We start from the raw sequence: 22,575 nt of genomic DNA on the forward strand, positions 1-22,575 counted from the left end.
CGGGCGTCGCCTTGCGCCGCGGCGCACGGGTCCGGCGCACGGGTGCGGTGCTCTCGGCGGCATCGACGGGAGGAGTGTTGGCTCCGTCCCGTTCACCGCCCTGTGGCTCGTTATCGAGCATGGGGCGCTCTCCAGTTCTGGCGGCCCCGGGCGCGGGTGAGCGCTGCCACGCAGGGTCGCCGCAAGTTTTTCGGCCCCGACCGAGTCGGACGGGCAGCCGAAGTCTGCCAACGCGGACGCAGACCCGAAGCGGTCAGCGCCCTCCGATAGTGGCGCCCTCGCGATCCGCTTCCAACGGATCGACTATCTCCCCCTGCGGCGTGAGAGTGCCCTGCGCCAGCCGAGTCACCCGTGGGGGGACCGGCGGCTCCAGGCCAGCCACCACGCGCAGGCCGGAAAGGACGTCATCGGGTCGGACGGCGGGCGTAACCTGCCGCACGACAAGGTCGATTATCGCACACGGCGCGGCCGCGCCTTCGGAAGGTGCGGCAGACTGCTTGCTCACAGCGAAGACGGTCACCGCGGACCTCGCGTCGAACGAGCGCCGGCCCTGCTTGGTCATGCGCTCGACCTGCACTTCCTCCGCCGCCAGGAAGGCGTCGACGGCCTGCTGCGCGACCGCCGGCTCGACACCGGGCAGCTCGATCAGCCAGCGGGAGGCGTTGATCCGGTCGGCGAGGCTGCCCTCGGTCGCCAGCACGGCGTCGATGATGTCCAGGCCGGGCGAGAGCGCGGCGTCCAGCGCGACCCGAAGCTCCGCCGGGTCGACCTCGGCCTGCAGCCCGATCTCCAGATACTCCGCCTCGCTGCCGACACCGGTCGGCGCCGCGCTCGCGTACGAGATCTTGGGGTGCGGGGTGAAGCCCTGGGAGAAGGCGATCGGCACGGCGGCGCGGCGCAGCGCGCGCTCGAACGCCCGGGCGAAGTCCCGGTGCGAGGTGAAGCGCAGCGGCCCGCGCTTCGCGTAGCGAAGGCGGATCCGCTGCACGACCGGGGCTTGGCCGCCGACCGGCTGGTTCTTGGCGATGACGTCTCCTACGGGGTTACGGGTCGGCGCAGCTCAGTGCGTGTGAGCCGGGGGGCGCAGCCCGTTCGTCGGGGTGAGCGGCAGCAGCTTCCTGCCGGTGGGGCCGATCTGGATCTCGGTGTCCATCGACGGGCAGACACCGCAGTCGAAGCACGGGGTCCAGCGGCAGTCGTCCTGCTCGAATTCGCTCTTGGAGTCCTGCCAGTCCTGCCAGAGCCAGTCCTTGTCCAGGCCCGAGTCCAGGTGGTCCCAGGGCAGCACCTCGAGCTGCTCGCGCTCGCGGGTGGTGAACCAGTCCAGGTCCACGCCGAAGGCGGGCAGCGTCTCGGCCGCGGCCTCGACCCAGCGGGCGTACGAGAAGTGCTCGCTCCAGCCGTCGAAGCGCTGGCCCTTGTCCCAGACACGCCGGATCACCGCGCCGACGCGGCGGTCGCCGCGCGACAGCAGGCCCTCGATCAGCGACGGCTCGCCGTCGTGGTAGCGGTAGCCGATCGCCCGGCCCAGCGACCGGTCGCTGTTGATCTCCTGCTTTAGCATCCGCAGCCGGTTGTCGATCACCTCGGGCCGCTCCATCGCCGCCCACTGGAACGGGGTGTGCGGCTTGGGCACGAACGCGCCGATGGAGACCGTGCACTTGATGTCCTTGGTGCCGGTGGCGACCCGGCCGGCCTTGATCACCTCGTGCGCCATCCGGCCGATCTGCAGCACGTCGTCGTCGGTCTCGGTGGGCAGGCCGCACATGAAGTAGAGCTTGACGCTGCGCCAGCCGTTCGAGTACGCCGTGACGACCGTCCGGATCAGGTCCTCCTCGGTCACCATCTTGTTGATGACCTTGCGGATCCGCTCGGAGCCGCCCTCGGGCGCGAACGTCAGGCCGGTACGCCGCCCGTTGCGGGACAGCTCCTGCGCCAGGTCGATGTTGAAGGCGTCCACCCGGGTCGACGGCAGCGACAGCGAGACGTTGGTGTCCGCGTACTGCTCGGCGAGGCCGGAGCACATGTCGCCGATCTCCGAGTGGTCCGCGCTCGACAGCGAGAGCAGGCCGACCTCGGAGAAGCCGGAGAACTCCAGGCCCTCCTTGACCATCTGCCCCACGGTGGTGATCGAGCGCTCCCGGACCGGGCGGGTGATCATGCCCGCCTGGCAGAACCGGCAGCCACGGGTGCAGCCACGGAAGATCTCCACCGCATACCGCTCGTGCACGGTCTCGGCGAGCGGCACCAGCGGCTTCTTCGGGTACGGCCAGGCGTCGAGGTCCATGGTCGTGCGCTTGTGCACCCGGAACGGCACGTCCGGGCGGTTCGGCACGACGCGCTGGATGCGCCCGTCGGGCAGGTAGTCGACGTCGTAGAACCGGGGTACGTAGATGCTCTCGGTGCGCGCCAGCCGCAGCAGCAGCTCGTCGCGGCCGCCCGGGCAGCCCTCGGCCTTCCAGTCCCGGATGATGCCGGTGATCTCGAGGACCGCCTCCTCGCCGTCGCCGAGCACGGCGGCGTCGATGAAGTCGGCGATCGGCTCCGGGTTGAAGCTGGCGTGCCCGCCGGCGAGCACGATCGGGTGACTCTCGTCGCGGTCCGCGCTCATCAGCGGGATCTGCGCCAGGTCGAGGGCCGACAGCATGTTCGTGTAGCCCAGCTCGGTGGCGAACGACAGGCCCAGCACGTCGAAGGCCCGGACCGGCCGGTGCGCGTCGACGGTGAACTGCGGCACGCCGTTCTGCTTCATCAGCGCCTCGAGGTCCGGCCAGACCGCGTAGGTGCGCTCCGCGAGCACGTCGCTCTGCTCGTTGAGCACCTCGTAGAGGATCTGGACGCCCTGGTTGGGCAGGCCGACCTCGTAGGCGTCGGGATACATCAGGGCCCACCGCACGGTGGTCGCGTCCCAGTCCTTCACGACGACCCCGAGCTCGCCACCCACGTACTGGATAGGCTTGCTGACCTGGGGCAGCAGCTGCTCAAGCTGGGGAAAAACCGAATTCACACTCATGCCCATCGCCTCCGCCGGCGCTCCGGCGATGACATCCGTCGCGCGCCGAGTTGATGATCGCTCGCCGCGCGCGGAGTCGGCGACCCGCTCGCAAGCTTGCTCATGGGGCACCAGGGTACGCGGCTCAGGGTGCCAATTCGCTCGCGGCCCGATCGAGGTCGGTTGCCAGGAGATCATCACGGAACGCGCACAGCTGCAGCGTCATCCGCGCGGGGCCGGTCGCGCCCACCACGAACCGGATCGGGGTGCCCTGATCATCGAGGTCGCCGACCAGCCCGTCCAGCAGCCGCACACCCGCGCTGTCCAGGAACGAGACCGCGGTCAGATCGATCAGCACCGCGCCCGCGTGCCCGGTCTGCCGGACGATCTCGCGGCCGATCTCGGGCGCGTTGGCCAGGTCGATCTCGCCGGCCAGCCGGACCAGATCGACCGTGCCCACCTTGGTGAAGGTCACCCACTGATCGGTCGTCATCGCGCCTCCCGGCGATTACGCCGCATCGTCACCGTGGTGCCCTCGTCGTGGTCGAACGACGCGTGGTCCATCACCTGACGAATGAGCTTGAGCCCGCGGCCGCGGGCGGTGTCGGCGTTGGTGGCCCGCCATTGGCCCTGGTCGCGGACGCGCACCTCGACGGCCTGCGGCGAGACCGCGGCGACCACCTCGACGATCCCGAACGGGTCGTCGCGGTAGCCGTGCTCGATCGCGTTGGCCACCGCCTCCGAGCAGGCCAGCAGGACCGCCTGGGTGCTGTCGTCGTCGACGTCGTTCGCGATCAGCCAGCCGCGCAGGTCCTTGCGCAGCAGCGCGATCTGCAGCGGGTCCGCGCCGATCGAGCGCTCCAGCCGCTCCTCGACGCCGATCGAGAGGCAGAGCAGGCAGACGTCGTCGGCGTGCTCGCGGCCGACGAGGAAGTCCGCCAGGCCGGCGGCCAGTCCGGGCAGCGGCGAGTCGCGGCGCCCGGCGTAGGCCCGGGCGAGCACCTCGAAGCCGGCGTCGATGCCGCGGTTGCGCCGCTCGATGAGGCCGTCGGTGTAGAGCAGCAGCCGGCTGCCGGCCGGGAGGCGGGTGCGGTGCTCCAGCCGCATGCTGCGCCCGGCGCGCGATCCCAGCGCGCCGGAGCGGGCGTCGAGCAGGTAGCGCGGCGGCCCGCCCGGCTCCGCGAGCAGCGGCGGCACGTGCCCGGCGCAGGCGTAGGTCATCTCGTTGGTCGACAGGTCGACCTCCGCGTAGGCCACCGTCGCCATCCGGGCGGACTCGACCCGCTCGACGAACCGGTCCAGGCGCTCGAGCAGCCGCGCCGGCCCGGCCTCGGCCGAGGCCAGCGCCCGGATGGCGCTGCGCAGCTGGCCCATGGTGGTGGCCGCGTCGATGCCACGCCCGACCACGTCGCCGACGACGACGGCCAGCTTGTCCGGGGTGATCAGGAAGGCGTCGAACCAGTCGCCGCCGACCTCGAGGTCGTGCGCGGCGGCCTGGTAGTGGGTCTCGACCGCGAACCGGGGGTCCGAGGGCAGGTCGTTGGCGAGCAGGCTGCGCTGCAGGGTCCGGGCGATGGCCCGCTGCTGCTCGTAGAGGCGGGCGTTCTCCAGCGCCAGCGCGGCCCGGTCGGCCAGGGCGGCCAGGAAGACCGCCTCGGTGACGGCCGTGCGCCGGCCCGGCGCCATCCGCAGCGCGAGGGTGCCGAACACCTTGCCGTTCGCCACCAGCGGCAGCACCGCGCAGTCCGGGTCGGGACCCTTGTCGTCGGTCAGCTGCGTCTGACCGCTCGCGAGGACCTCGACGATCCGCTCGTCCAGCCGGTCCGGATCGGGTGCCGGTCCGCCGGCGTCGGCGAGCAGCCCCGCGGGGCCGACGTGCAGCCGCACCTCGGCCCACTCGGCCATCTCCGGCACCATGCGCTCGATCAGCCGGCGGGCCCGGGGCATCAGCCGGGGCACGACCTCCAGGGCCCGGGTCGTCTCCGCGAGGAAGATGGACCGGATCTCGCGCCGCCCGAGGTCGTCGTAGAGCCGGGCCCGGTCGAGCGCCTGCCCGGCCTGGTGCCCGAGCAGCCGGACCACCCGCAGCTCGCTGTCGGTGAGCTCGCGCTGCTCGACGAAGTCGAACCCGAGCACGCCGAGCACCTCGACGCCGGCCTGATCCTCGGCGGCGGAGGCGGTCAGCGGCAGCAGCACCGCGGTGCCACGGCGGTCGCGGCGCATCGCCGCCGCCAGATCCGGGAAGTGCTCCTCGGCCTCCTCGATCGAGCCGATCACGTGCAGGTCGCCGCGCCGGGCCACCTCGGCGACGGCCCGCGACGAGCCGCGCGGGACGTCGTCGCGGGCGGGGCCCGCGGGGTCGGTGCACGCGATCGCGGTCAGCTGGTCGCGGTCGGGATCGGACAGCCAGACCGTCGCCGAGCTCGCGCCGAAGGCCGGCGCCGGCGCCCGGACGACCGCCTCGGCGACGTCGGCCTCGGTCGGCGCCGCCGCCAGGTCGGCCACTATCTCCTGCAGCACCCGCACCCGCCGCTCGGAGGCCTCGGCGGCGCGGCGGGCGGCGAGCAGTTCCTTTTCATACCCGCGGCGCTCGGTGGCGTTGAAGATCGTGGTGCGGATCACCCGCGGCAGCCCCGCCGGGTCCCGGCCCAGGGCGGAGTTGGCCAGGATCGGCAGCCGGCGGCCGTCGGCGCAGACCAGGTCGAAGGCCACCTCGTGCACGTCGTTCTGCATGCTCAGCAGCGGCGCGTAGTGGGTCTCGTAATAGATCTTGTCGCCGGGGCTGAGCAGGTCGCGGAAGCGCCGCCGGCCGACCAGCGAGCGGCGTTCGTAGCCGGTCCAGTCCAGGAACGTCTCGTTGACCTTCACGATCGTGCCGTCGGGCAGGGTCGTCAGGTATCCGCACGGTGCGTTGTCGTAGAGGTCCCCGGGGTCTTCCTCCCAGGGCACCTGGACATCCTGCGTCACGTCCGGTCCGCCGTCACCGCTGTCCGTCATCGGGTTACAGGTAGGCCCTGATCGCGGCGACCGTCTCGGCGGGAGCGCTGAGATTAGGGCAGTGGCCGGTCGCATTCATGACCACCAGTGTGCTCCCCACGAGTTGCTCGTGGACATAGTCGCCGACGACCGCGGGCGCGATGACGTCGTCGGTGCACTGCAGGATCAGCGCCGGCGTACGGAGTTTCGCCAGGTCCGCCCGGTTGTCCGACATGAACGTCACGTGCGCGAACTTCTTGGCGATCTCCGGATCGGTGGCGCAGAAGCTGTTGGTCAGCTCGGCGCCGAGCTCGGGCCGGTCGGGATTGCCCATGATGACCGGCGCCATCGCGCTCGACCAGCCGAGGTAGTTGCTGTCGAGTGACTCCAGCAGCTGCTCGATGTCGTTCTTGCCGAAGCCGCCCACGTAGTCGCCGTCGTCGATGTAGCACGGCGACGGTCCGATCAGGACCAGCTTGGCGAAGCGCTCGGGCTCGCGGATCGCGGCGAGCACGCCGATCATCGCGCTGACCGAATGGCCGACGAAGACGACGTCGTGCAGGTCACGTTCGTGCAGGATCTGCAGGACGTCGCTCGCGTAGCCGTCGAGAGTGGAGTAACGCTCGTCGTCGTAGGCGCTCAGGTCGGAACGGCCCGCGCCGACGTGGTCGAAGAGAACCACCCGGTGGTCGTCCTGAAACGCCGGGGCGACGTAGCGCCACATGTTCTGGTCGCAGCCGTAGCCGTGTGCGAACACGATCGGCCGCGCCTGCGCCCGCCCGATCACGGATACCGCGTTTCGCTGAGTCGTATTCATCTACCGCTCACCACCCGGGTCACCATACGACTCCGGACCGTCCCGCACATCGCCCCCCGTGTGCGTCGTTCGCGAATGACCCTCATTGATCGGGTGATTCGACCGACACCGAGGAGGTGGCGGACCGGCTCTAACCTGGCGGAAGACCCCGGAAGGCGATCGACGCGACGGCTCGGTACGAGCGGTGGAAGGAGACCGAGGATGGCCGACCAGCAGCCGGAGAAGCCGGCCGCCGGGCCCGCCCCGGACGAGCCGACCCCGGCCGAGGGCACCGAGCAGGCCCGGTGGAGCGGGTCCGCGGCCGTGCCGCCGCACGTGCCCAGGCGGCCCTGGTGGTCGCGTCGCCGCCCGGAGCAGGGACCGCCGCCGCCGGCCGACCCCTGGGCCGGCCGCGACGACTGGCCGGCCACCCCCGCGGTGGATCCGTGGGCCGACCAGGACACCCCCTGGCAGGCCGAGCTCCCGTTCCCGGAGGCGATGCCGCCGACCGCCGTCGGATCGCCCCTTCCGCCGACCGGCGACCAATCGGCCCTGCCGCCGACCCGGTTCGAACCGCCGCTCCCGCCCACCCGCACCGAGCACCCGCCGGCGGCCGCGCCACCCGCGCCAGTGCCGGTGCCCGCCGTCGTGGGTCCGCCGCCCGCGCCCGCCCGGCGCCGCTGGGGCCGCGACAAGAAGACGCCGGCCGCCCCGGCCAACCGCCTCCCGGTGCAGCCCCGGCTACCCACACCACCACCGCCGCCGCCGAGGCCCCCGGTGCAGGGCCGCCCGCCGGCGCCGCGCCGCAAGCGCCGCTGGCCCCGCCGGCTGTTCCAGTTCGGCCTCGTCGGCCTGGTCTGCTGCTGCGGCGTGCCCGGCTACCTGGCCTGGCCGGCGGCCAACCAGTACCCGGTCTCGGCCTACCTGCCGCCGGCGATAGCCGACCTGAACCTGCGCGACGACGGCGCGAGCCGCCGGGCCGCCGAGCGGCTCACCGAGGAGCTGCGCGACACCAGCCTGGTGCAGGGAGACGTCTTCGCCGGGATCTACACCGACGGCAGCGGCAAGAAGGTGACCGTCTTCGGCACGACGGGGCTGCGGCTCGCGCCGAAGGACGACGTCGAGGCCGAGATCGCGCACCTGACGGACGGCTACCGCATCAAGGACATCGAGCCGTACGACCTGGGCGAGACCGGCCTGCACGAGCGCTGCGGCGTCGGGCGCTCGGGCGGCAAGGCGGTCGTCGTCTGCGCCTGGGCCGACCACGGCAGCCTCGGCACGGTGCTGTTCACCCGGCGGTCCGTCGCGGAGAGCGCGGAACTCACGGGTGTGGTGCGCAGCTCGGTGCTCACCCGCCGGTAACACCCGGCGGGTGAGCACCCGGGCTGACTAGGCCTCCGGCGTCGCTTCCGGCGCCTCGGCGCGCGGCGGGGCGTAGCGGGGCACGTACTCCTGGCCGGTGAGCTTCTGGATCTCGGCCATGACCTCGTCGGTCAGCGTGCGCAGCGCGGTGCGGTCGTCGCTGCGGCCGGCCGTCGAGATCGGCGCACCGAACTTGATCGTGACCTTGCCCTGCGCGGGCCGGGGCAGGCGCTGGCCGATCGGCTGCACCTTCTCGGTGCCGAGCATGCCGACCGGGATGATCGGCACGCCGGCCGCGACGGCGAGCCGGGCCACGCCCGTACGCCCGCGGTAGAGCCGGCCGTCCGGCGAGCGGGTGCCCTCGGGGTAGACGGCGACCATGTCGCCGGCCTTGAGCACCGGGATCGCGCCGTCGAAGGCGGCCAGCGCCGCGCGGCCGCCGCCACGCTCGACCTTGATCGCGCCGAGCCCCTCCATCACGAACTTGGTGACGTTGCCGCCGATGCCGCCGCCGCGGAAGTACTCGGCCTTGGCCCAGAACGCGATGTGGCGGGGCACCACGGCGCCGAGGAACAGCTCGTCGGCGACGGACAGGTGGTTGCCGGCGAAGATCGCGCCGCCGGTCGCGGGAATGTGCTCGAGACCTTCGACGTGCGGCCGCCAGCCGAGTGTCATCGCTTTACCGACAGTGATCTTGCCGATTGAGTAGAGCAGCGGCAACGTGTTCCTCCGGCGGGGACTTTCAGAAAATGAGGGGGCGGTTCGAGGTTATCGGAAACCGGCCGGAAAACCCCTGTCCGGCTGGCCGCCGTCCGGCTCGGCATTTACCTACGAAGCGGTAGATCCCGAGCCGACCGGCGACAAGATCACACCGCGCGGGTGACCGACACCGTCACCGCCTCGCCGTCGCCGACCTCCCCGCTGAAGCCGGTCGCCGCCGGGTCGAGCGCCAGCGATGTGGCAAGCGTCTCCGCCGCGACGAAGTCCCGGTGCGTCTCGACCGCCGCCGCGACCGCCGGCGGGGCGCCGACGAGCAGCGAGATCCGGTCCGACACGTCCAGCCCGGCATCGCGGCGGGCCTGCTGCACCACCCGGATCACGTCGCGGGCCAGCCCCTCGGCGGCGAGCTCGGGCGTGACCTCGGTGTCGAGCACCACCACGCCGCGCCCGGCGGGCAGCGGCGCCGAGTTCTCCGCGTCGGCGGCGACGAGCTTGAGCTCGTACTCGCCCTCCTGAAGGACGACGCCGGCCGCGACCGGCGCGCCGTCGACCAGCTCCCAGTCGCCGGCCTTGACGGCCTTGATGACCACCTGGACCTGCTTGCCCAGCCGCGGGCCGAGGGCGCGCGGCACCACGGTCAGCACCTGCCGCGAGTACGCGGTGAGGTCCGCACTCAGCTCGACCGCCTTGACGTTGACCTCGTCCGCCAGCAGGTCGGCGAACGGGCGCAGGGCGTCGGCGTCGGGGCTGGCCACCGTCAGCTTGGCCAGCGGCAGCCGTACCCGGAGGGCCTTGGCCTTGCGCATCGAGAGCGCCGCGGACGCCGCCTCGCGGATCGCGTCCATGGACGCGACCAGGTCGTGGTCGGCGGGGAACACGCCGGCCTCGGGCCAGTCGGTCAGGTGCACCGAACGCTCGCCGGTCAGGCCGCGCCAGATCTCCTCGGCGGTCAGCGGCGCGAGCGGCGCCACCACCCGGCAGAGGGTCTCGAGCACGGTCGCCAGGGTGTCGAACGCGTCGGCGTCGCCGGCCCAGAAGCGGTCCCGGGAGCGGCGCACGTACCAGTTGGTCAGCGCGTCCAGGTACGAGCGCACCGACCCGGCCGCGCCCGAGATGTCGTACTCGTCCAGCTGCCGGGTGGTGTCCGAGACGAGCTCGGCGGTCTTGGCCAGGATGTAGCGGTCCAGCAGGTGGGTCGAGTCGGTACGCAGCGTCGCGGAGTGCCCCGCGGCGTTGGCGTACAGGCTGAAGAAGTACCAGACGTTCCAGAGCGGCAGCAGCACCTGGCGCACCGAGTCGCGGATCGCCGTCTCGGTCACCGGCATGTCCCCGCCGCGCAGCACCGGCGACGACATGAGCATCCAGCGCATGGCGTCCGAGCCGTGCGAGTCGAAGACCTCGTACACGTCCGGGTAGTTGCGCAGGCTCTTGGACATCTTGCGGCCGTCGGCGCCCTGCAGGATGCCGTGGCTGAGGCAGTTGCGGAACGCCGGCCGGTCGAACAGCGCCGTGGCCAGCACGTGCATGGTGTAGAACCAGCCGCGGGTCTGGCCGATGTACTCGACGATGAAGTCGCCCGGGTAGTGGTGCTCGAACCAGTCCTTGTTCTCGAACGGGTAGTGCACCTGCGCGAACGGCATCGAGCCGGACTCGAACCAGCAGTCGAGCACCTCGGGGACCCGGCGCATCGTCGACCTGCCGGTCGGATCGTCCGGGTTGGGGCGGGTCAGCTCGTCGACGTACGGCCGGTGCAGGTCGGTCACGGCGACGCCGAAGTCGCGCTCCATGTCGGCGAGCGAGCCGTACACGTCGACCCGCGGGTAGTTCGGGTCGTCGGACTTCCACACCGGGATCGGCGAGCCCCAGAACCGGTTTCGGCTGATCGACCAGTCGCGGGCGTTGGCCAGCCACTTGCCGAACGAGCCGTCCTTGATGTGCGCCGGCGTCCAGGTGATCTCCTGGTTGAGCTCGACCATCCGGTCCCGGAACCGGCTGACGGCGACGAACCACGACGACACGGCCTTGTAGACCAGCGGGGTGTCGCAGCGCCAGCAGTGCGGGTAGGAGTGGGTGTACTGGTCGAGCCGCAGCACCGCGCCCTGCTCCCGCAGCGCCTGCAGCACCGGCTTGTTCGCCTCGAAGACCTGCAGGCCCTCGAACGCCGGCACCAGCGAGGTGAACCGGGTGTGCTCGTCGACGGTCACCACGGTCGGGATCCCGGCCGCGTTGCAGACGTTCTGGTCGTCCTCGCCGAACGCGGGCGCCTGGTGCACGACCCCGGTGCCGTCCTCGGTGGTGACATAGTCCGCGCCGAGCACCTGGAACGCGTTCGGGCCGCCCTGCTCGACCAGGAAGTCGAACAGCGGCGTGTAACGCCGGCCCACCAGGTCCCGGCCCAGGACGGTGCCGACCTGCTCGAAACCCTCGAGCTCCTTCGCGTACGCGGAGACGCGCGAAGCGCCGACGATGTAGCGCTGGCCGTCGTGCTCGAGGACGGCGTACTCGATGTCCGGGCCGACGGCGAGCGCGAGGTTCGACGGCAGGGTCCACGGCGTGGTGGTCCAGACCCCGATCTTCTCGCCGGTGTCCAGGGTGAACCAGACGGTGACGGCGGGATCGGTCCGGTCCCGGTACACGTCGTCCATCCGGGTCTCGGTGTTGGACAGCGGCGTCTCGCACCGGAAGCAGTACGCGAGCACCCGGAAGCCCTCGTAGACCAGCCCCTTGTCGTGCAGGGTCTTGAAGGCCCACATCACGGACTCCATGTAGTCCGGGTCGAGGGTCTTGTAGTCGTTGCCGAAGTCGACCCAGCGGGCCTGGCGCGTGACGTACCGCTCCCAGTCCTTGGTGTAGGCGAGGACCGAGTCGCGGCAGGCGGCGTTGAACTTGTCGACGCCCAGCTCGAGGATCTGCGCCTTCGTGGTGATGCCAAGCTGCTTCTCGGCCTCGACCTCGGCGGGCAGCCCGTGCGTGTCCCAGCCGAACCGCCGCTCGACGCGCCGGCCGCGCATCGTCTGGTAGCGCGGCACCAGGTCCTTGACGTAGCCGGTGAAGAGGTGGCCGTAGTGCGGCAGCCCGTTGGCGAACGGCGGGCCGTCGTAGAAGACGTACTCGTTGGAGCCGTTGTGCCCGGCCGGGCGCGCGTCGACGCTGGCCTCGAACGTCTTGTCGGCGGCCCAGTGATCGAGCACCGCCCGCTCGACGGCGGGCAGATCGGGGCTCGCGGGCACGCCCGTCGCGGAGGTGTGCTTGGGATAGGCCATCGGTGGTCGCTCTCCTCGTGCAGTTCACTCGTCGTGGACTGCGAGGACGAGCCGTGACGGCCCGCGGTACCACCTCGCTTGACCTCGCTTTCGCGACGCCCGCTCGTTCGGCGGCTGTGACGGACCGCGACCGTCCGGTTCTAATGAGGCGGGGAACGCCCGTTCTTCCGGAGACTCCCCGGTGATGGCCGGATCAGTGCCTGAACACCCAACGATACCGGCCGTCGCCCGGCGGGCCCTAACGCGGGGCGGGCAGGGTCGTGCTCCAGAGCGATCGCGGAGTCGGCGGTGGCGTCGCCGGACTGGACGCCGTGGGTGAGCGCCGGCCGATCCGCCGGCCGGCCGGCGAGGGCCGAATCCTGTCACATTCTCGAACGCTGTCTCGTCATGCTGGGGTAACGACCACTAGGAGGAGAAATGCCCCGCTTGGCGATCGACCGCGTGGCACCCGGCGCATACCGCGCGGTGTACGGCATGGAGAAGTACTGCCACGACAACGTCGACCCGACCCTCTACAAGCTGATCAAGTTGCGCGCCTCGATGGTGAACGGCTGCTCGTTCTGCACCGACATGCACAGCCGCGAGGCGCTCGAGCAGGGCGAGTCGAGCCGCCGGCTCTTCGCCGTGGCGGCCTGGCACGACGCGCCGTTCTTCACCGAGCGGGAGCGGGCGGCCCTGGCCCTGACCGACTCGGTGACCCGCCTCGGCGAGCACGGCGTCCCGGACGAGGTCTGGGAGCCGGCGGCCAAGGCGTTCACCGAGGAGGAACTGGGCAACCTGCTGGTGGCGATCGCCACGATCAACGTCTGGAACCGGCTCTCGATCGCCACCCGCAACCAGCCGCCCGCAGAGGCTTAGAGCTCGGGGAACCAGAGCGCGAGCTCGTGCTTCGCACTGTCGGGTGAATCGGAGGCGTGCACCAGGTTCTCCCGGTTCGACAGCGAGAGGTCGCCGCGGATCGTCCCCGCGGCGGCCTTGCGCCCGTCGGTGGCGCCGACCAGTGCGCGCACGACGGCGATGACCTCGTCGCCGGACAGGACCAGGGCGGCGAGCGGCCCGCTGGTCATGAACTTCTTGAGCGGCGGGTAGAAGTCCCGTTCCACGTGCTCGGCGTAGTGCTGGTCGGCGAGCTCCTCGTCCATCGTGCGCACGACCAGCGCGTCGACCGTGAGGCCCTTGCGCTCGAACCGGCCGATGATCTCACCGAGGAGGCCGCGGCGCAGCGCATCGGGCTTGACGAGCACGAGCGTGCGCTCGGCGGGGATGGCGGTGGACAACGGAAGATCCTCCTGGTCATGGCATGGGCAAGTCGACACGCCGGTGTCGGTACACCGGGATGTCAGCCTATCGGTACCGCCCGGGGCGCGAGCGGCAACCGCCCGGTAGCGCACTTTCCACGGGCGGTCGCGGCTACGTAACCTGACTGGTAACCCAGGAGGTCCACAGTGGCGAACCAGAACGGCCGGCCGATCGCTCCTGCCCGCAAGCTCGTTGCCGCCGTCATCGGCACCATCGCGGTCTTCGTGATGCTGTTCGGCCTCGGCATGTCGAGCTGGGCGATCGTCGCGCTGGGGGTGGCGATGCTGGCGCTCGCGATCGGCGTCGGCATGGTCAACGTCGTGCGCCGCGGCGCCCGCGCCTGGGTGGCGGGAACCGCGCAGGTCAAGGCGGTGTCGGACCCCCCGGCCACGTCGATCTACGGCCGCGCCGAGCTGCAGATCGTGATCGTGGCGCCGGGCCTGCCGACCTCCGAGGTGACCGTCCGCGACCCCCGGGTCCCGGTGACGAAGTGGCCGCACGTCGGCGACACCCTGCCGGTGACGGTCGACGTCGACGACATGCGCCGGGTCCGCATCAACTGGGACGAGGCGGACACCCACGAGGCGACCCTGAACCCCCCGCCCATGTACTACGAGGAGGACCTCCCCGACGACGACCTGCTGGGCGGCGAACCCGCACCACCGCCGTGGGCGACCCGCGACCGCCAGTGGGGCCGCGCACCGGACGAGCCCCCGCCGCCCCCGCCGGCACCGCGAACGGGCGACCTGGACGACGAGATCCCGCCCCCGCCCCGCCCCGCCGAACCGGACGACTCGATCCCGCCGCCGGTGATCGTCCGCGACGCACCCGGCGGCCCGATCGTCGAGGGCCAGCTGGTGGAGCCGGACTTCGACTACAGCGCCCCGCTTCCGCAACGCGCCCGGACCGCCACGGCCGCCCCGCCACGCCCGTCCGGCACCGCACCCCACCCCCGGCCAAGACCACAATCAACGACAACCCTCGATCCAGATACGCTCACCGAGCCGACAACCGCAGCGGCCACCACTCCGCAAGCGGCTACCGGCTTCCCCCAGGCGTCCACCCCCCAAGAGGCAGAGCAGGCACCGCCCCCAGCGCCCACCCAGCGCTCCGCCCCGCCCGCATCCCCAGCGACTCCCGCAGCGGCTCCGGTGCCGCCCGACGCTGACGCCACGACCGCGGGCGGGGAGCCGGAGATCGATATTCCGCTCGACGAGCACCCGGAGACCGACCCCCCGGCCGGCCGCGATCCCGAGATCGACCTGGCGCTCCACGGCGACCCGGAACCGGCACCCGAGGACGGGCCGCGGGCCCGCTCGGCGATGGCGAGCGGCCTGATCGCACCCCCGGTCGCGGAGGATCAGCCTGGCGAGGATGCGCACCCGGACGAGCGCGCCGCCCGGATCCTCGACGCCGAGGCACCGACCGCCGCCGCCGCGGACGCCGGCCCTCCCCCGCCCCGCATGACCGCCCCACCGCCCCGCGCCGCGAAATCCGCCGACGACGACCTGCTCGGCGACCTGGAACCGCCCCCGTGGCAGGTCCGCGAGCGCCAGGCATCCGCGGATTCCACGCCGGCTCCCTCCGGGCCCGCTCCGGATGCCACACCTCGGCCCAAGCCCGCTGCCGCCCCTGCTGCCGCCACCGGCGCAGGCGCTCCTGCTACGAGCAGGCCGGGGTCCGCGGATCGCGCCGAGGCCGGTCCCGCGCGCTCCGCAGCCGGCGCGGAGAAGGAGCCGGCTGCCGAGACCCGGTCCCGCCCGCAGCCCCGCCGCAGTGCCGACGACGACCGGACAACCCCCGGGCCCTCACCTGCTCCGTCATCCGCAACTCCGCCACCACCGGCTCCGGCAACCGCAGGTCCCCCACCAGGCGACCGGAAGCCCCCCTCCACCTCGCCCACCCCGGCATCGGCCGACGACGCCGCCTCCGGCGGGGCCGATGCGTCCGCGGCGGAGGAGAGCCCGCATCACGGCGGGCGGCAGAAGACCGCAGCCGGGAGCTCAACCGGCCTGCCGGCGGCAGCGGCCGCGGTAGTCGCCGGAATAGCGGCGTTCGGCCATGCCCTGCGCGGCAGGAAGCACGAAGACCCCGAGCCGCCCCCAGCCGAGGAGACCGCCGGAGCCGGGAGCGCCCGCGACACCCGCTCGACGACCGTCCCGCCCGCCCGCCGGGACCCGGCGACAGTCCCGCCCCCGCCCCCGCCCCCGACCGCCGCCGCAACGCCCGCCGCCGCAACGCCCGCCGGCTCCGCCCCTGGCGCCGACGGTGACCCCGGTGCCCGCCCGACCCGGGGAGCCGCCTCAGGCCCGCCCGTCGGCGATCCACGCGCCACGCGTGCGGCAGGCTCGGCACCTGCGCCCCATACCGCCCGTGCCGGTATGTCGTCCCCGGCACCCGGCCCGGCGTCACCCACGATCCCGGCCGAAGCCCCGGCCCCCGACCCGGCGCCCACCACAGCACGTGCCGAGGCCCCTCGTCCAAGCCCAGCGCCCCGTGCCGAGGCCCCGAGCCCAGCGCCCCGTGCCGAGGCCCCGAGCCCAGCGCCCCGTGCCGAGGCCCCGAGCCCGAGCCCAGCGCGACCTGCCGAGGCCTCGAGTCCAAGCCCCACGGCCTCCACAGCACGTACCGAGGCCCCAAACCCGGCACGCTCCGCAACACGCGCCGAGGCCCAAGGCCCGCCCTTATCCACAGCCGGCGCCGAGATGCCCCGTTCGGGTCCAGTGCCCTCCGCCACACGTGCCGAGGCCCCGGGTCCAAGCCCCGCACCCTCCACCACACGCGCCGAGGCCCCGCCGTCAGGTCCCGGCCCGGCGCCTTCCACCGCCCGGCCTGCGACGTGGTCCCCGGGGCCCGCCCCCGCACCCCGTGCCGAGGCCTCACCCCCGCGTCCCGGCCCGTCGCCGTCCCCGGCACGCACCGAGAGCGCGCCGCCGAGCCCCGGACCGTCGTCCTCAACCGCCTGGGTCCCGAGGCCCGCGTCCGGCCCCATCCCGGCCCCAACCCCGGCCGCGGCCTTCGGAGCGGCCCCGGCCGCCGCCACGGACCCCGCTCCCGCGCCGATCTACCGCCCGGCGCCCAGCGCATCGCCGGGCGCCGCCGCCGGCAGGTCCCCGCGCGGTGCGACAAGGCGCGCCAACGGCCCCTGGTCAGATCTCGAGGGCGGCTTCGAACCGGACGAACGCGCCGACGACCTGATCACCGCCTACCCGAGCGCCCGCCCGGGCCCGGCAGGCGCGATCCACGGCGTAGGCATCACGGTCCTGGTCACCAACCTCGAACGCTCGGTGAAGTTCTACCGCGAGATGCTCGGCTTCCACGAGATCGACGCGGGCACGACCAGCGCCGTGCTCGCCTCGGGAGACACCCGGCTGGTCCTGCGCAAGGTGCACGACCTGTCGTCCGTCGCCGGCCGCCTGATCTACCTGAACCTCGAGGTAGGCGACGTGGAAGCGGTATACGAGGAGCTGATGCGCAAGGGCGTGACGTTCGTACACGGCCCCCGCCCGGTAAACCGCGGCGGCAAGCTGGAGCTGTGGGCGGCGTCGTTCCACGACCCCGACGAGCACAACATCGCCATCACCCAGTGGCGAGCGATCCGCTGACACCAACGCCACACGCCCACACCCAGAAGCCCCCGGCGCGCCCCTCGACGCGCGCCGGGGAAACCCGCGCCGGGGAAGCCCGCGCCGGCGCGGGCCGCCGATATCGGCGGCCCCACTGCCGGGTGAGCGTCAGCCCAGGATCTTGCGGCGGACCGAGGTCGCGTAGATCCAGGCCGCGCCGAAGATCAGGCCCAGCGCCGCCAGCGACCAGTGCAGCAGGCCCGACGCCAGCAGCAGGACCTGCAGCACCGATCCCGCGTGCCAGGCCCATGAGCGGCGCATGCTGCCGGCCAGCACCGCCGCCAGCACCGCCAGCGCCACCACCACGCCGACGCCCCAGCCGCTGAGGTCACCGCCGGCAAGGCGGATCGGCTGGATCGCCAGCAGCAGCACGATTGCTTCCAGGGCGAGCGTGCCCGCCCCGAGCCCCCGCACCGCCGCCTCGGGGTTGCGCAGCCCGGAGCGCCGCGGCGCGTCCCCGTCGACCGGGGCCGGCGAGACCGGCTCGGGTGGCGGCGTTGTCATTTCTTCAGCAGCTTCCTCGCGTCGGCGACGGTCACGACCGAGCCGGTGATCAGCACGGCAACCCCGCTGTGCTCACCGTCGGTATCCTCCTCGGCCAGGACGACCGCTTCCTCGATCGCGTCCGGCATCGTCTGCGTGACGGTCACCCGGTGCTCGCCGAAGATGTCGATCGCCAGCTCGGCCAGCTCGTCGACCGGCATTGACCGCGGTGAGCTGTTCTGCGTCACCACCAGCCGGGCCGCGACCGGCTCGAGCAGCTCGAGCAGGCCGGACACGTCCTTGTCACCGAGCACCGCGACGATGGCGACCAGGTGGCGGAACGCGAACTCCTCTTCGAGGGCGCGCACGGTCGCCGCCATGCCGTGCGGGTTGTGCGCGCTGTCGAGCAGGATCGTGGGAGCGCTGCGTACCCGCTCGAGCCGGCCCGGTGAGTCGACGCCGCCGAGTCCCTCGCGGACGATTTCCGGATCGAGCTGCTTTTCGGGTCCCGCGCCGAGGAACGCCTCGACGGCGGCGAGCGCGAGGGCCGCGTTCTGCGCCTGGTGCGCGCCGAAGAGAGGCAGGAACACCTCGTCGTAAACGCCGCCGAGCCCCTGCAGGGTGAGCACCTGGCCGCCGACCGCCTGGTCGCGCCGGATGACGCCGAACTCGCTGCCCTCGCGGGCCACGGTCGCGCCCACCTGAGCGGAACGCTCCAGCAGCGGCCGCATGGCGTCCTCGGTCTGTAGCGCGGTGATCACGGTGGCACCCTGGTGGATGATGCCGGCCTTGGCCCAGGCTATGTCCTCGATCGCGTCGCCGAGCCACTCGGTGTGATCGAGCCCGATCGGGGTGATGACGCAGACGCCGGCCTCGATGACGTTGGTCGCGTCCTCCTCGCCGCCGAGGCCGACCTCCACCACCGCGATGTCGACGGGGGCGTCGGCGAACGTCGCGTACGCCATCGCCGTGGTCATGTCGAAGTAGGTGAGCGGCTCCGCGACCTGCTTGTCGATGAGGTCGGCGAGCGGCGCGATCTCGTCGTAGACGGCGGTGAGCCGCTCCTCGGTGACCGGCTCGCCGTCCAGGCTGATCCGCTCCCGGACGGTCTCCAGGTGCGGGCTGGTGTAGCGGCCGGTGTGCAGTCCGTGCGCACGGAGCAGGCCGTCGATCATCCGGGCCGTCGACGTCTTGCCGTTCGTCCCGGTGAGGTGGATCGACGGATAGGCCCGCTGCGGAGAGCCGAGCACGTCCATGAGGTCACGGATCTTCTGCAGGTCGAAGGCCATGCGGGTGAAGCCGCGCCCGTCCAGCGCGGCGATCACCTCTTCATAGGTGCTCATTTGGCCGGCAACGCGGTCAGGGCCGCGGCGATTCTCGCCAGGTCGGCCTCGGCGGTCGCCAGCCGATCCTTGATCTTCGCGACCACCTGCTCGGGTGCCTTGCCCACGAACGCGTCGTTGTCGAGCTTGGCGCGGCACTGTGCCGCCTCCTTCTCGGCGGCGGCGCGGTCCTTGTCCAGGCGGGCCCGTTCGGCCGCGACGTCGATGGTGCCGCGGGTGTCGAGATCGACGGTGATGCCGCCGGTGACCGCGAGGGTCGCCGTGGCGGAGAAGTCGGCGCCGGGCGCGTCGAGCCGGGCCAGCGAGCGGATCAGCGGCTCGTGCACGTCGATGCCGACGTTGCCGAGGCCGGTCAGGGCCGCGCTGACCCGCTGGCTCGGGCGCAGGCCCTGGTCCGACCGGAAGCGCCGCACCTCGGTGACGACCTTCTGCAGCGCGGCCAGCTCGTCCTCGGCCCCATCGTCGATGCGGGCCTGGTCGGCGACCGGCCAGGCGGCCGTGACGAGCGTCTCGGCGCCGGTCAGCACCGCCCAGACCTCCTCGGTGACGAACGGGATCACCGGATGCAGCAGTCGCAGCAGCTGGTCGAGCACGTGCCCGAGCACCCGGCGCGACCGGGCGGCCTCGGGGCCGTCGGTGGCCAGGACCGGCTTGCTGAGTTCGAGGTACCAGTCGCAGACGTCGTCCCACGCGAAGTGATACAGGGTGTCGCAGGCCTTCGCGAACTCGTACGTGGCGAACTGCTCGTCGACCTCGGCGATGACGTGCTGAAGCCGGGACAGGATCCACTTGTCGACGGCCGACAGCTCACTCGTGGCCGGCACCTCACCCTCGACCGTCGCGCCGTTCATGAGCGCGAAGCGGGTGGCGTTCCACAGCTTGTTGCAGAAGTTGCGGGAGCCCTGGCACCACTCCTCGCTGATCGGCACGTCCGAGCCGGGGTTCGCGCCGCGGGCCAGGGTGAAGCGGGTGGCATCGGCGCCGTAACGGTCGATCCAGTCCAGCGGGTCGACCGCGTTGCCGAACGACTTGGACATCTTCTTGCCGTGCGCGTCGCGGACCAGGCCGTGCAGCGCCACCACGTTGAACGGCTGCACGCCGTCCATCGCGTAGAGGCCGAACATCATCATCCGGGCGACCCAGAAGAAGAGGATGTCGTAGCCGGTGACCAGGACGCTGGTCGGATAGAACTTGGCCAGCGTCTCGGTCTGCTCCGGCCAGCCCATCGTGGAGAACGGCCACAGCCCGGACGAGAACCAGGTGTCGAGCACGTCCTCGTCCTGCGTCCAGCCCTCGCCGGACGGCGGCTCGTCGTCGGGTCCGACGCAGACGACCTCGCCGGCCGGGCCGTACCAGACCGGGATGCGGTGGCCCCACCACAGCTGGCGGGAGATGCACCAGTCGTGCATGTTGTCGACCCACGCGAAGTAGCGCTTGGCCAGCTCGGGGGGCTCGATCGCCACCCGGCCGTCCCGCACGGCGTCGCCGGCGGCCTTCGCGAGCGGCCCGGTGTTGACGAACCACTGCAGCGACAGGCGCGGCTCCACCGTCGTCTTGCACCGGGAGCAGTGGCCGACCGAGTGCTGGTAGGGCCGCTTCTCGGCGACGATCCGCCCGTCCGCGCGCAGCGCGGCCACGACGGCGGGCCGGGCCTCGTAGCGGTCGAGACCCTCGAACGGCCCGGGCACGGTGACCACCGCACGCTCATCCATGATCGTCATGCTGGGCAGGTTGTGCCGGCGGCCGATCTCGAAGTCGTTCGGGTCGTGCGCCGGGGTCACCTTGACCGCGCCGGTGCCGAAGCTGGGGTCGACGTGCTCGTCGGCCACGATCGGGATGCGCCGGCCGGTGAGCGGCAGCTCCACCTCGGTGCCGATCAGGTGCCGGTAGCGCTCGTCGTCGGGGTGCACGGCGACGGCGGTGTCACCGAGCATGGTCTCGGCCCGGGTGGTGGCGACCACGATCGAGTTGGCGCCGTCGCCGTATCGGATGGAGACGAGCTCACCGTCATCGTCGGAGTGCTCCACCTCGATGTCGCTGAGCGCGGTCAGGCAGCGCGGGCACCAGTTGATGATGCGTTCGGCCCGGTAGATGAGCCCGTCGTCGTAGAGCCGCTTGAAGATGGTCTGCACGGCGTGCGACAGGCCCTCGTCCATGGTGAAACGCTCGCGGCTCCAGTCGACGGAGTCGCCCAGCCGGCGCATCTGGCCGGTGATCGCGCCACCGGACTCGGCCTTCCAGTCCCAGACCTTCTTGACGAAGGCCTCGCGGCCCAGGTCGTGCCGGGAGAGCTGCTGCGCGGCAAGCTGGCGCTCGACGACGTTCTGCGTGGCGATGCCGGCGTGGTCCATGCCCGGCAGCCACAGCACCTCGTAGCCCTGCATCCGCTTGAGGCGGCTGAGGGTATCCATGATCGTGTGCTCGAGGGCGTGGCCGACGTGCATGGAGCCGGTCACGTTCGGCGGCGGGATCACGATCGAGAAGGGCGGCTTGTCGCTTGCCGGGTCCGCCGTGAAGTAGCCCGCAGATACCCAGTTCTCATACCGCCGCTGCTCTACCTCGCCCGGTTGGTACTGGGCGGAAAGGCCACCGGTGGGCCGGCTGTCGGGGGTACGGGTCTCGGCTGCTTCGCTCACCCGACAAGTCTACGGAGCCCGCTTGGGTGGCTTGCTATCGCACCGGCCCGCCTGTGGATAACCGGTTGTTACGCTCGCACGATGTCCGAACGCCCTGGCGATCCGCCACGCATCGAGGCGGACCCGGTAGAGATCACTCCCGAGCCGTTCACCCAGACCGAGACGGGCCCGGCAGAGCGCATCTCCGAGTCCTTCACCCGGAGCACGACGGACCCCGCAGAGACCGCTCCCGAGGCCTTGGCGCAGACCGGGACGGAGCCGGTGGAGATCGCGCCCGAGCCGTTTATGCTGACCGAGCCGGCCGAGCAGGAGGTCTCCCGGCCGCGGTCGCGGACCAGGACCATCGTGCTGAGCTCGCTGCTCGCGGTTGGTCTGGCGGGCGCCTCGGTCATCGGGTACGCCGGCTGGCGCATCGCCTCGCAGAAGGACGCCACCCTCGCCGTGCCCGCGAAGATCGCCGGGCTGACGCTCGACAACAGCGAGGACGGCCGGGCGACGGGCGACTATCTGCAGACGGCGCTGTCGGCCGAGGTCGAACTCGACGACGCGGTCGGGGTGGTGCTGACCGACGAATCCGGCAAGGACGTGCTCTTCTTCGGCGGCACCACGCTGATCTGGACGCCGGAGAACGACCTGGATACGGCGTTCGGCCTGATCGCGGACGAGCAGGGTGCGGTGACCGGACTTCACGACGTTCCGGCCGGCCCGCTCGGCGGCACGATGAAGTGCGGCACGACCAGGTCCGACGGCGCGGACATGCCGGTGTGCGGCTGGGCCGATCACGGCAGCCTCGCGCTCGCGATGTTCCCCGGCCGCACCGAGGCCGACGCGGCAACCCTGTTCGAGGGCATCCGCTCCGTGGCCCAGAAACGCGACTGAGCCGGCGCCCCGACCAACAGAAAAGGCCCACCCGGCGGCGGGTGGGCCTTTCTATATGCGGATACAGAAAAGGCCCACCCCTGTTAGGGGTGGGCCTTTCCTATCACGTTAAGTCCGGCGGTGTCCTACTCTCCCACACCCTCCCGAGTGCAGTACCATCGGCGCTGGAGGGCTTAGCTTCCGGGTTCGGAATGAGACCG

General features: G+C 72.0%; 15 protein-coding genes and 1 rRNA gene. 4 read left to right on the forward strand and 12 right to left on the reverse strand.

The features are described 5' to 3' along the window. Nucleotides 1-253: 253 nt before the first annotated feature. The 5 genes from AB0F10_RS32245 to AB0F10_RS32265 form a co-directional block, all read right to left on the reverse strand. Entirely contained in the window at nucleotides 254-988 is a 735-nt protein-coding gene (locus AB0F10_RS32245) for a TIGR03936 family radical SAM-associated protein (RefSeq protein WP_360633600.1), read from the reverse strand. Between the two features lie 72 nt (nucleotides 989-1,060). Beyond that, complete coding sequence (locus AB0F10_RS32250; RefSeq protein WP_360633603.1) at nucleotides 1,061-3,013, reverse strand: TIGR03960 family B12-binding radical SAM protein; 1,953 nt, start codon at nucleotides 3,011-3,013, stop codon at nucleotides 1,061-1,063. A 124-nt stretch (nucleotides 3,014-3,137) separates the two neighbouring features. Continuing rightward, nucleotides 3,138-3,485, reverse strand: a complete 348-nt coding sequence (locus AB0F10_RS32255) for an STAS domain-containing protein (protein WP_360633606.1) — start codon at nucleotides 3,483-3,485, stop codon at nucleotides 3,138-3,140. Continuing rightward, nucleotides 3,482-5,989, reverse strand: coding sequence for a SpoIIE family protein phosphatase (locus tag AB0F10_RS32260; RefSeq protein ID WP_360633609.1), 2,508 nt, complete (start codon nucleotides 5,987-5,989; stop codon nucleotides 3,482-3,484). The genes AB0F10_RS32255 and AB0F10_RS32260 overlap by 4 nt, the downstream gene beginning before the upstream one ends. Before the next feature lie 4 nt (nucleotides 5,990-5,993). Then, nucleotides 5,994-6,785, reverse strand: a complete 792-nt coding sequence (locus AB0F10_RS32265) for an alpha/beta hydrolase (protein ID WP_360633612.1) — start codon at nucleotides 6,783-6,785, stop codon at nucleotides 5,994-5,996. A 201-nt stretch (nucleotides 6,786-6,986) separates the two neighbouring features. Between AB0F10_RS32265 and AB0F10_RS32270 the strand changes: the two genes are divergently transcribed. Then, nucleotides 6,987-8,126 (forward strand): hypothetical protein, encoded by a 1,140-nt coding sequence (locus tag AB0F10_RS32270; RefSeq protein ID WP_360633615.1) that lies wholly within the window; start codon nucleotides 6,987-6,989, stop codon nucleotides 8,124-8,126. A 27-nt stretch (nucleotides 8,127-8,153) separates the two neighbouring features. Here AB0F10_RS32270 and AB0F10_RS32275 read toward each other — a convergent pair whose 3' ends face one another. Together AB0F10_RS32275 and ileS are read right to left on the reverse strand one after the other, a co-directional pair. After that, nucleotides 8,154-8,846, reverse strand: coding sequence for a lysophospholipid acyltransferase family protein (locus tag AB0F10_RS32275; RefSeq protein WP_360633618.1), 693 nt, complete (start codon nucleotides 8,844-8,846; stop codon nucleotides 8,154-8,156). Nucleotides 8,847-8,992: 146 nt separating this feature from the next. Next, nucleotides 8,993-12,109 (reverse strand): isoleucine--tRNA ligase, encoded by a 3,117-nt coding sequence (ileS, locus tag AB0F10_RS32280; RefSeq protein ID WP_360633621.1) that lies wholly within the window; start codon nucleotides 12,107-12,109, stop codon nucleotides 8,993-8,995. Between the two features lie 417 nt (nucleotides 12,110-12,526). Here ileS and AB0F10_RS32285 point away from each other — a divergent pair, with 417 nt between their 5' ends. Next, nucleotides 12,527-12,967, forward strand: coding sequence for a carboxymuconolactone decarboxylase family protein (locus AB0F10_RS32285; RefSeq protein ID WP_360633625.1), 441 nt, complete (start codon nucleotides 12,527-12,529; stop codon nucleotides 12,965-12,967). On the opposite strand, the gene ndk is transcribed toward AB0F10_RS32285, so the two are convergent. Then, nucleotides 12,964-13,386 (reverse strand): nucleoside-diphosphate kinase, encoded by a 423-nt coding sequence (gene ndk / locus AB0F10_RS32290; RefSeq protein WP_360633627.1) that lies wholly within the window; start codon nucleotides 13,384-13,386, stop codon nucleotides 12,964-12,966. The two genes, AB0F10_RS32285 and ndk, sit on opposite strands and share 4 nt — an antisense overlap. A 168-nt stretch (nucleotides 13,387-13,554) precedes the next feature. On the opposite strand from ndk, the gene AB0F10_RS32295 reads away from it, so the two are divergent. Further along, nucleotides 13,555-17,013: a VOC family protein gene (locus AB0F10_RS32295; RefSeq protein WP_360633630.1), complete on the forward strand. Its 3,459-nt coding sequence runs from the start codon at nucleotides 13,555-13,557 to the stop codon at nucleotides 17,011-17,013. 129 nt (nucleotides 17,014-17,142) lie between these two features. Here the strand turns inward: AB0F10_RS32295 and AB0F10_RS32300 are convergent, their stop codons facing one another. Genes AB0F10_RS32300 through AB0F10_RS32310 form a run of 3 tightly spaced genes read right to left on the reverse strand, consistent with a single transcriptional unit; the run spans nucleotide 17,143 to nucleotide 21,496 of the window. Further along, complete coding sequence (locus tag AB0F10_RS32300; RefSeq protein ID WP_360633633.1) at nucleotides 17,143-17,538, reverse strand: DUF4233 domain-containing protein; 396 nt, start codon at nucleotides 17,536-17,538, stop codon at nucleotides 17,143-17,145. Continuing rightward, a complete protein-coding gene (locus AB0F10_RS32305) occupies nucleotides 17,535-18,860 on the reverse strand; it encodes a folylpolyglutamate synthase/dihydrofolate synthase family protein (protein WP_360633636.1) in 1,326 nt (441 codons plus the stop codon). The genes AB0F10_RS32300 and AB0F10_RS32305 overlap by 4 nt, the downstream gene beginning before the upstream one ends. Continuing rightward, a complete protein-coding gene (locus AB0F10_RS32310) occupies nucleotides 18,857-21,496 on the reverse strand; it encodes a valine--tRNA ligase (RefSeq protein ID WP_360633639.1) in 2,640 nt (879 codons plus the stop codon). The genes AB0F10_RS32305 and AB0F10_RS32310 overlap by 4 nt, the downstream gene beginning before the upstream one ends. A gap of 81 nt (nucleotides 21,497-21,577) precedes the next feature. On the opposite strand from AB0F10_RS32310, the gene AB0F10_RS32315 reads away from it, so the two are divergent. Then, nucleotides 21,578-22,375, forward strand: a complete 798-nt coding sequence (locus tag AB0F10_RS32315; RefSeq protein ID WP_360633642.1) for a hypothetical protein — start codon at nucleotides 21,578-21,580, stop codon at nucleotides 22,373-22,375. Nucleotides 22,376-22,487: 112 nt separating this feature from the next. Here the strand turns inward: AB0F10_RS32315 and rrf are convergent. Further along, a 5S ribosomal RNA gene (rrf, locus tag AB0F10_RS32320) occupies nucleotides 22,488-22,575 on the reverse strand; the annotation flags it as partial.

Source organism: Actinoplanes sp. NPDC026623, from assembly GCF_040638275.1.
GTDB lineage: Bacteria > Actinomycetota > Actinomycetes > Mycobacteriales > Micromonosporaceae > Actinoplanes.

Coding starts and splice junctions, on each gene's coding strand:
- AB0F10_RS32285 (WP_360633625.1), top strand. CDS start 12,527: ATGCCCCGCTTGGCGATCGACCGCGTGGCACCCGGCGCATACCGCGCG.
- AB0F10_RS32250 (WP_360633603.1), bottom strand. CDS start 3,013: ATGAGTGTGAATTCGGTTTTTCCCCAGCTTGAGCAGCTGCTGCCCCAG.
- AB0F10_RS32305 (WP_360633636.1), bottom strand. CDS start 18,860: ATGAGCACCTATGAAGAGGTGATCGCCGCGCTGGACGGGCGCGGCTTC.
- AB0F10_RS32300 (WP_360633633.1), bottom strand. CDS start 17,538: ATGACAACGCCGCCACCCGAGCCGGTCTCGCCGGCCCCGGTCGACGGG.
- AB0F10_RS32255 (WP_360633606.1), bottom strand. CDS start 3,485: ATGACGACCGATCAGTGGGTGACCTTCACCAAGGTGGGCACGGTCGAT.
- AB0F10_RS32315 (WP_360633642.1), top strand. CDS start 21,578: ATGTCCGAACGCCCTGGCGATCCGCCACGCATCGAGGCGGACCCGGTA.
- AB0F10_RS32265 (WP_360633612.1), bottom strand. CDS start 6,785: ATGAATACGACTCAGCGAAACGCGGTATCCGTGATCGGGCGGGCGCAG.
- AB0F10_RS32260 (WP_360633609.1), bottom strand. CDS start 5,989: ATGACGGACAGCGGTGACGGCGGACCGGACGTGACGCAGGATGTCCAG.
- ileS (WP_360633621.1), bottom strand. CDS start 12,109: ATGGCCTATCCCAAGCACACCTCCGCGACGGGCGTGCCCGCGAGCCCC.
- AB0F10_RS32270 (WP_360633615.1), top strand. CDS start 6,987: ATGGCCGACCAGCAGCCGGAGAAGCCGGCCGCCGGGCCCGCCCCGGAC.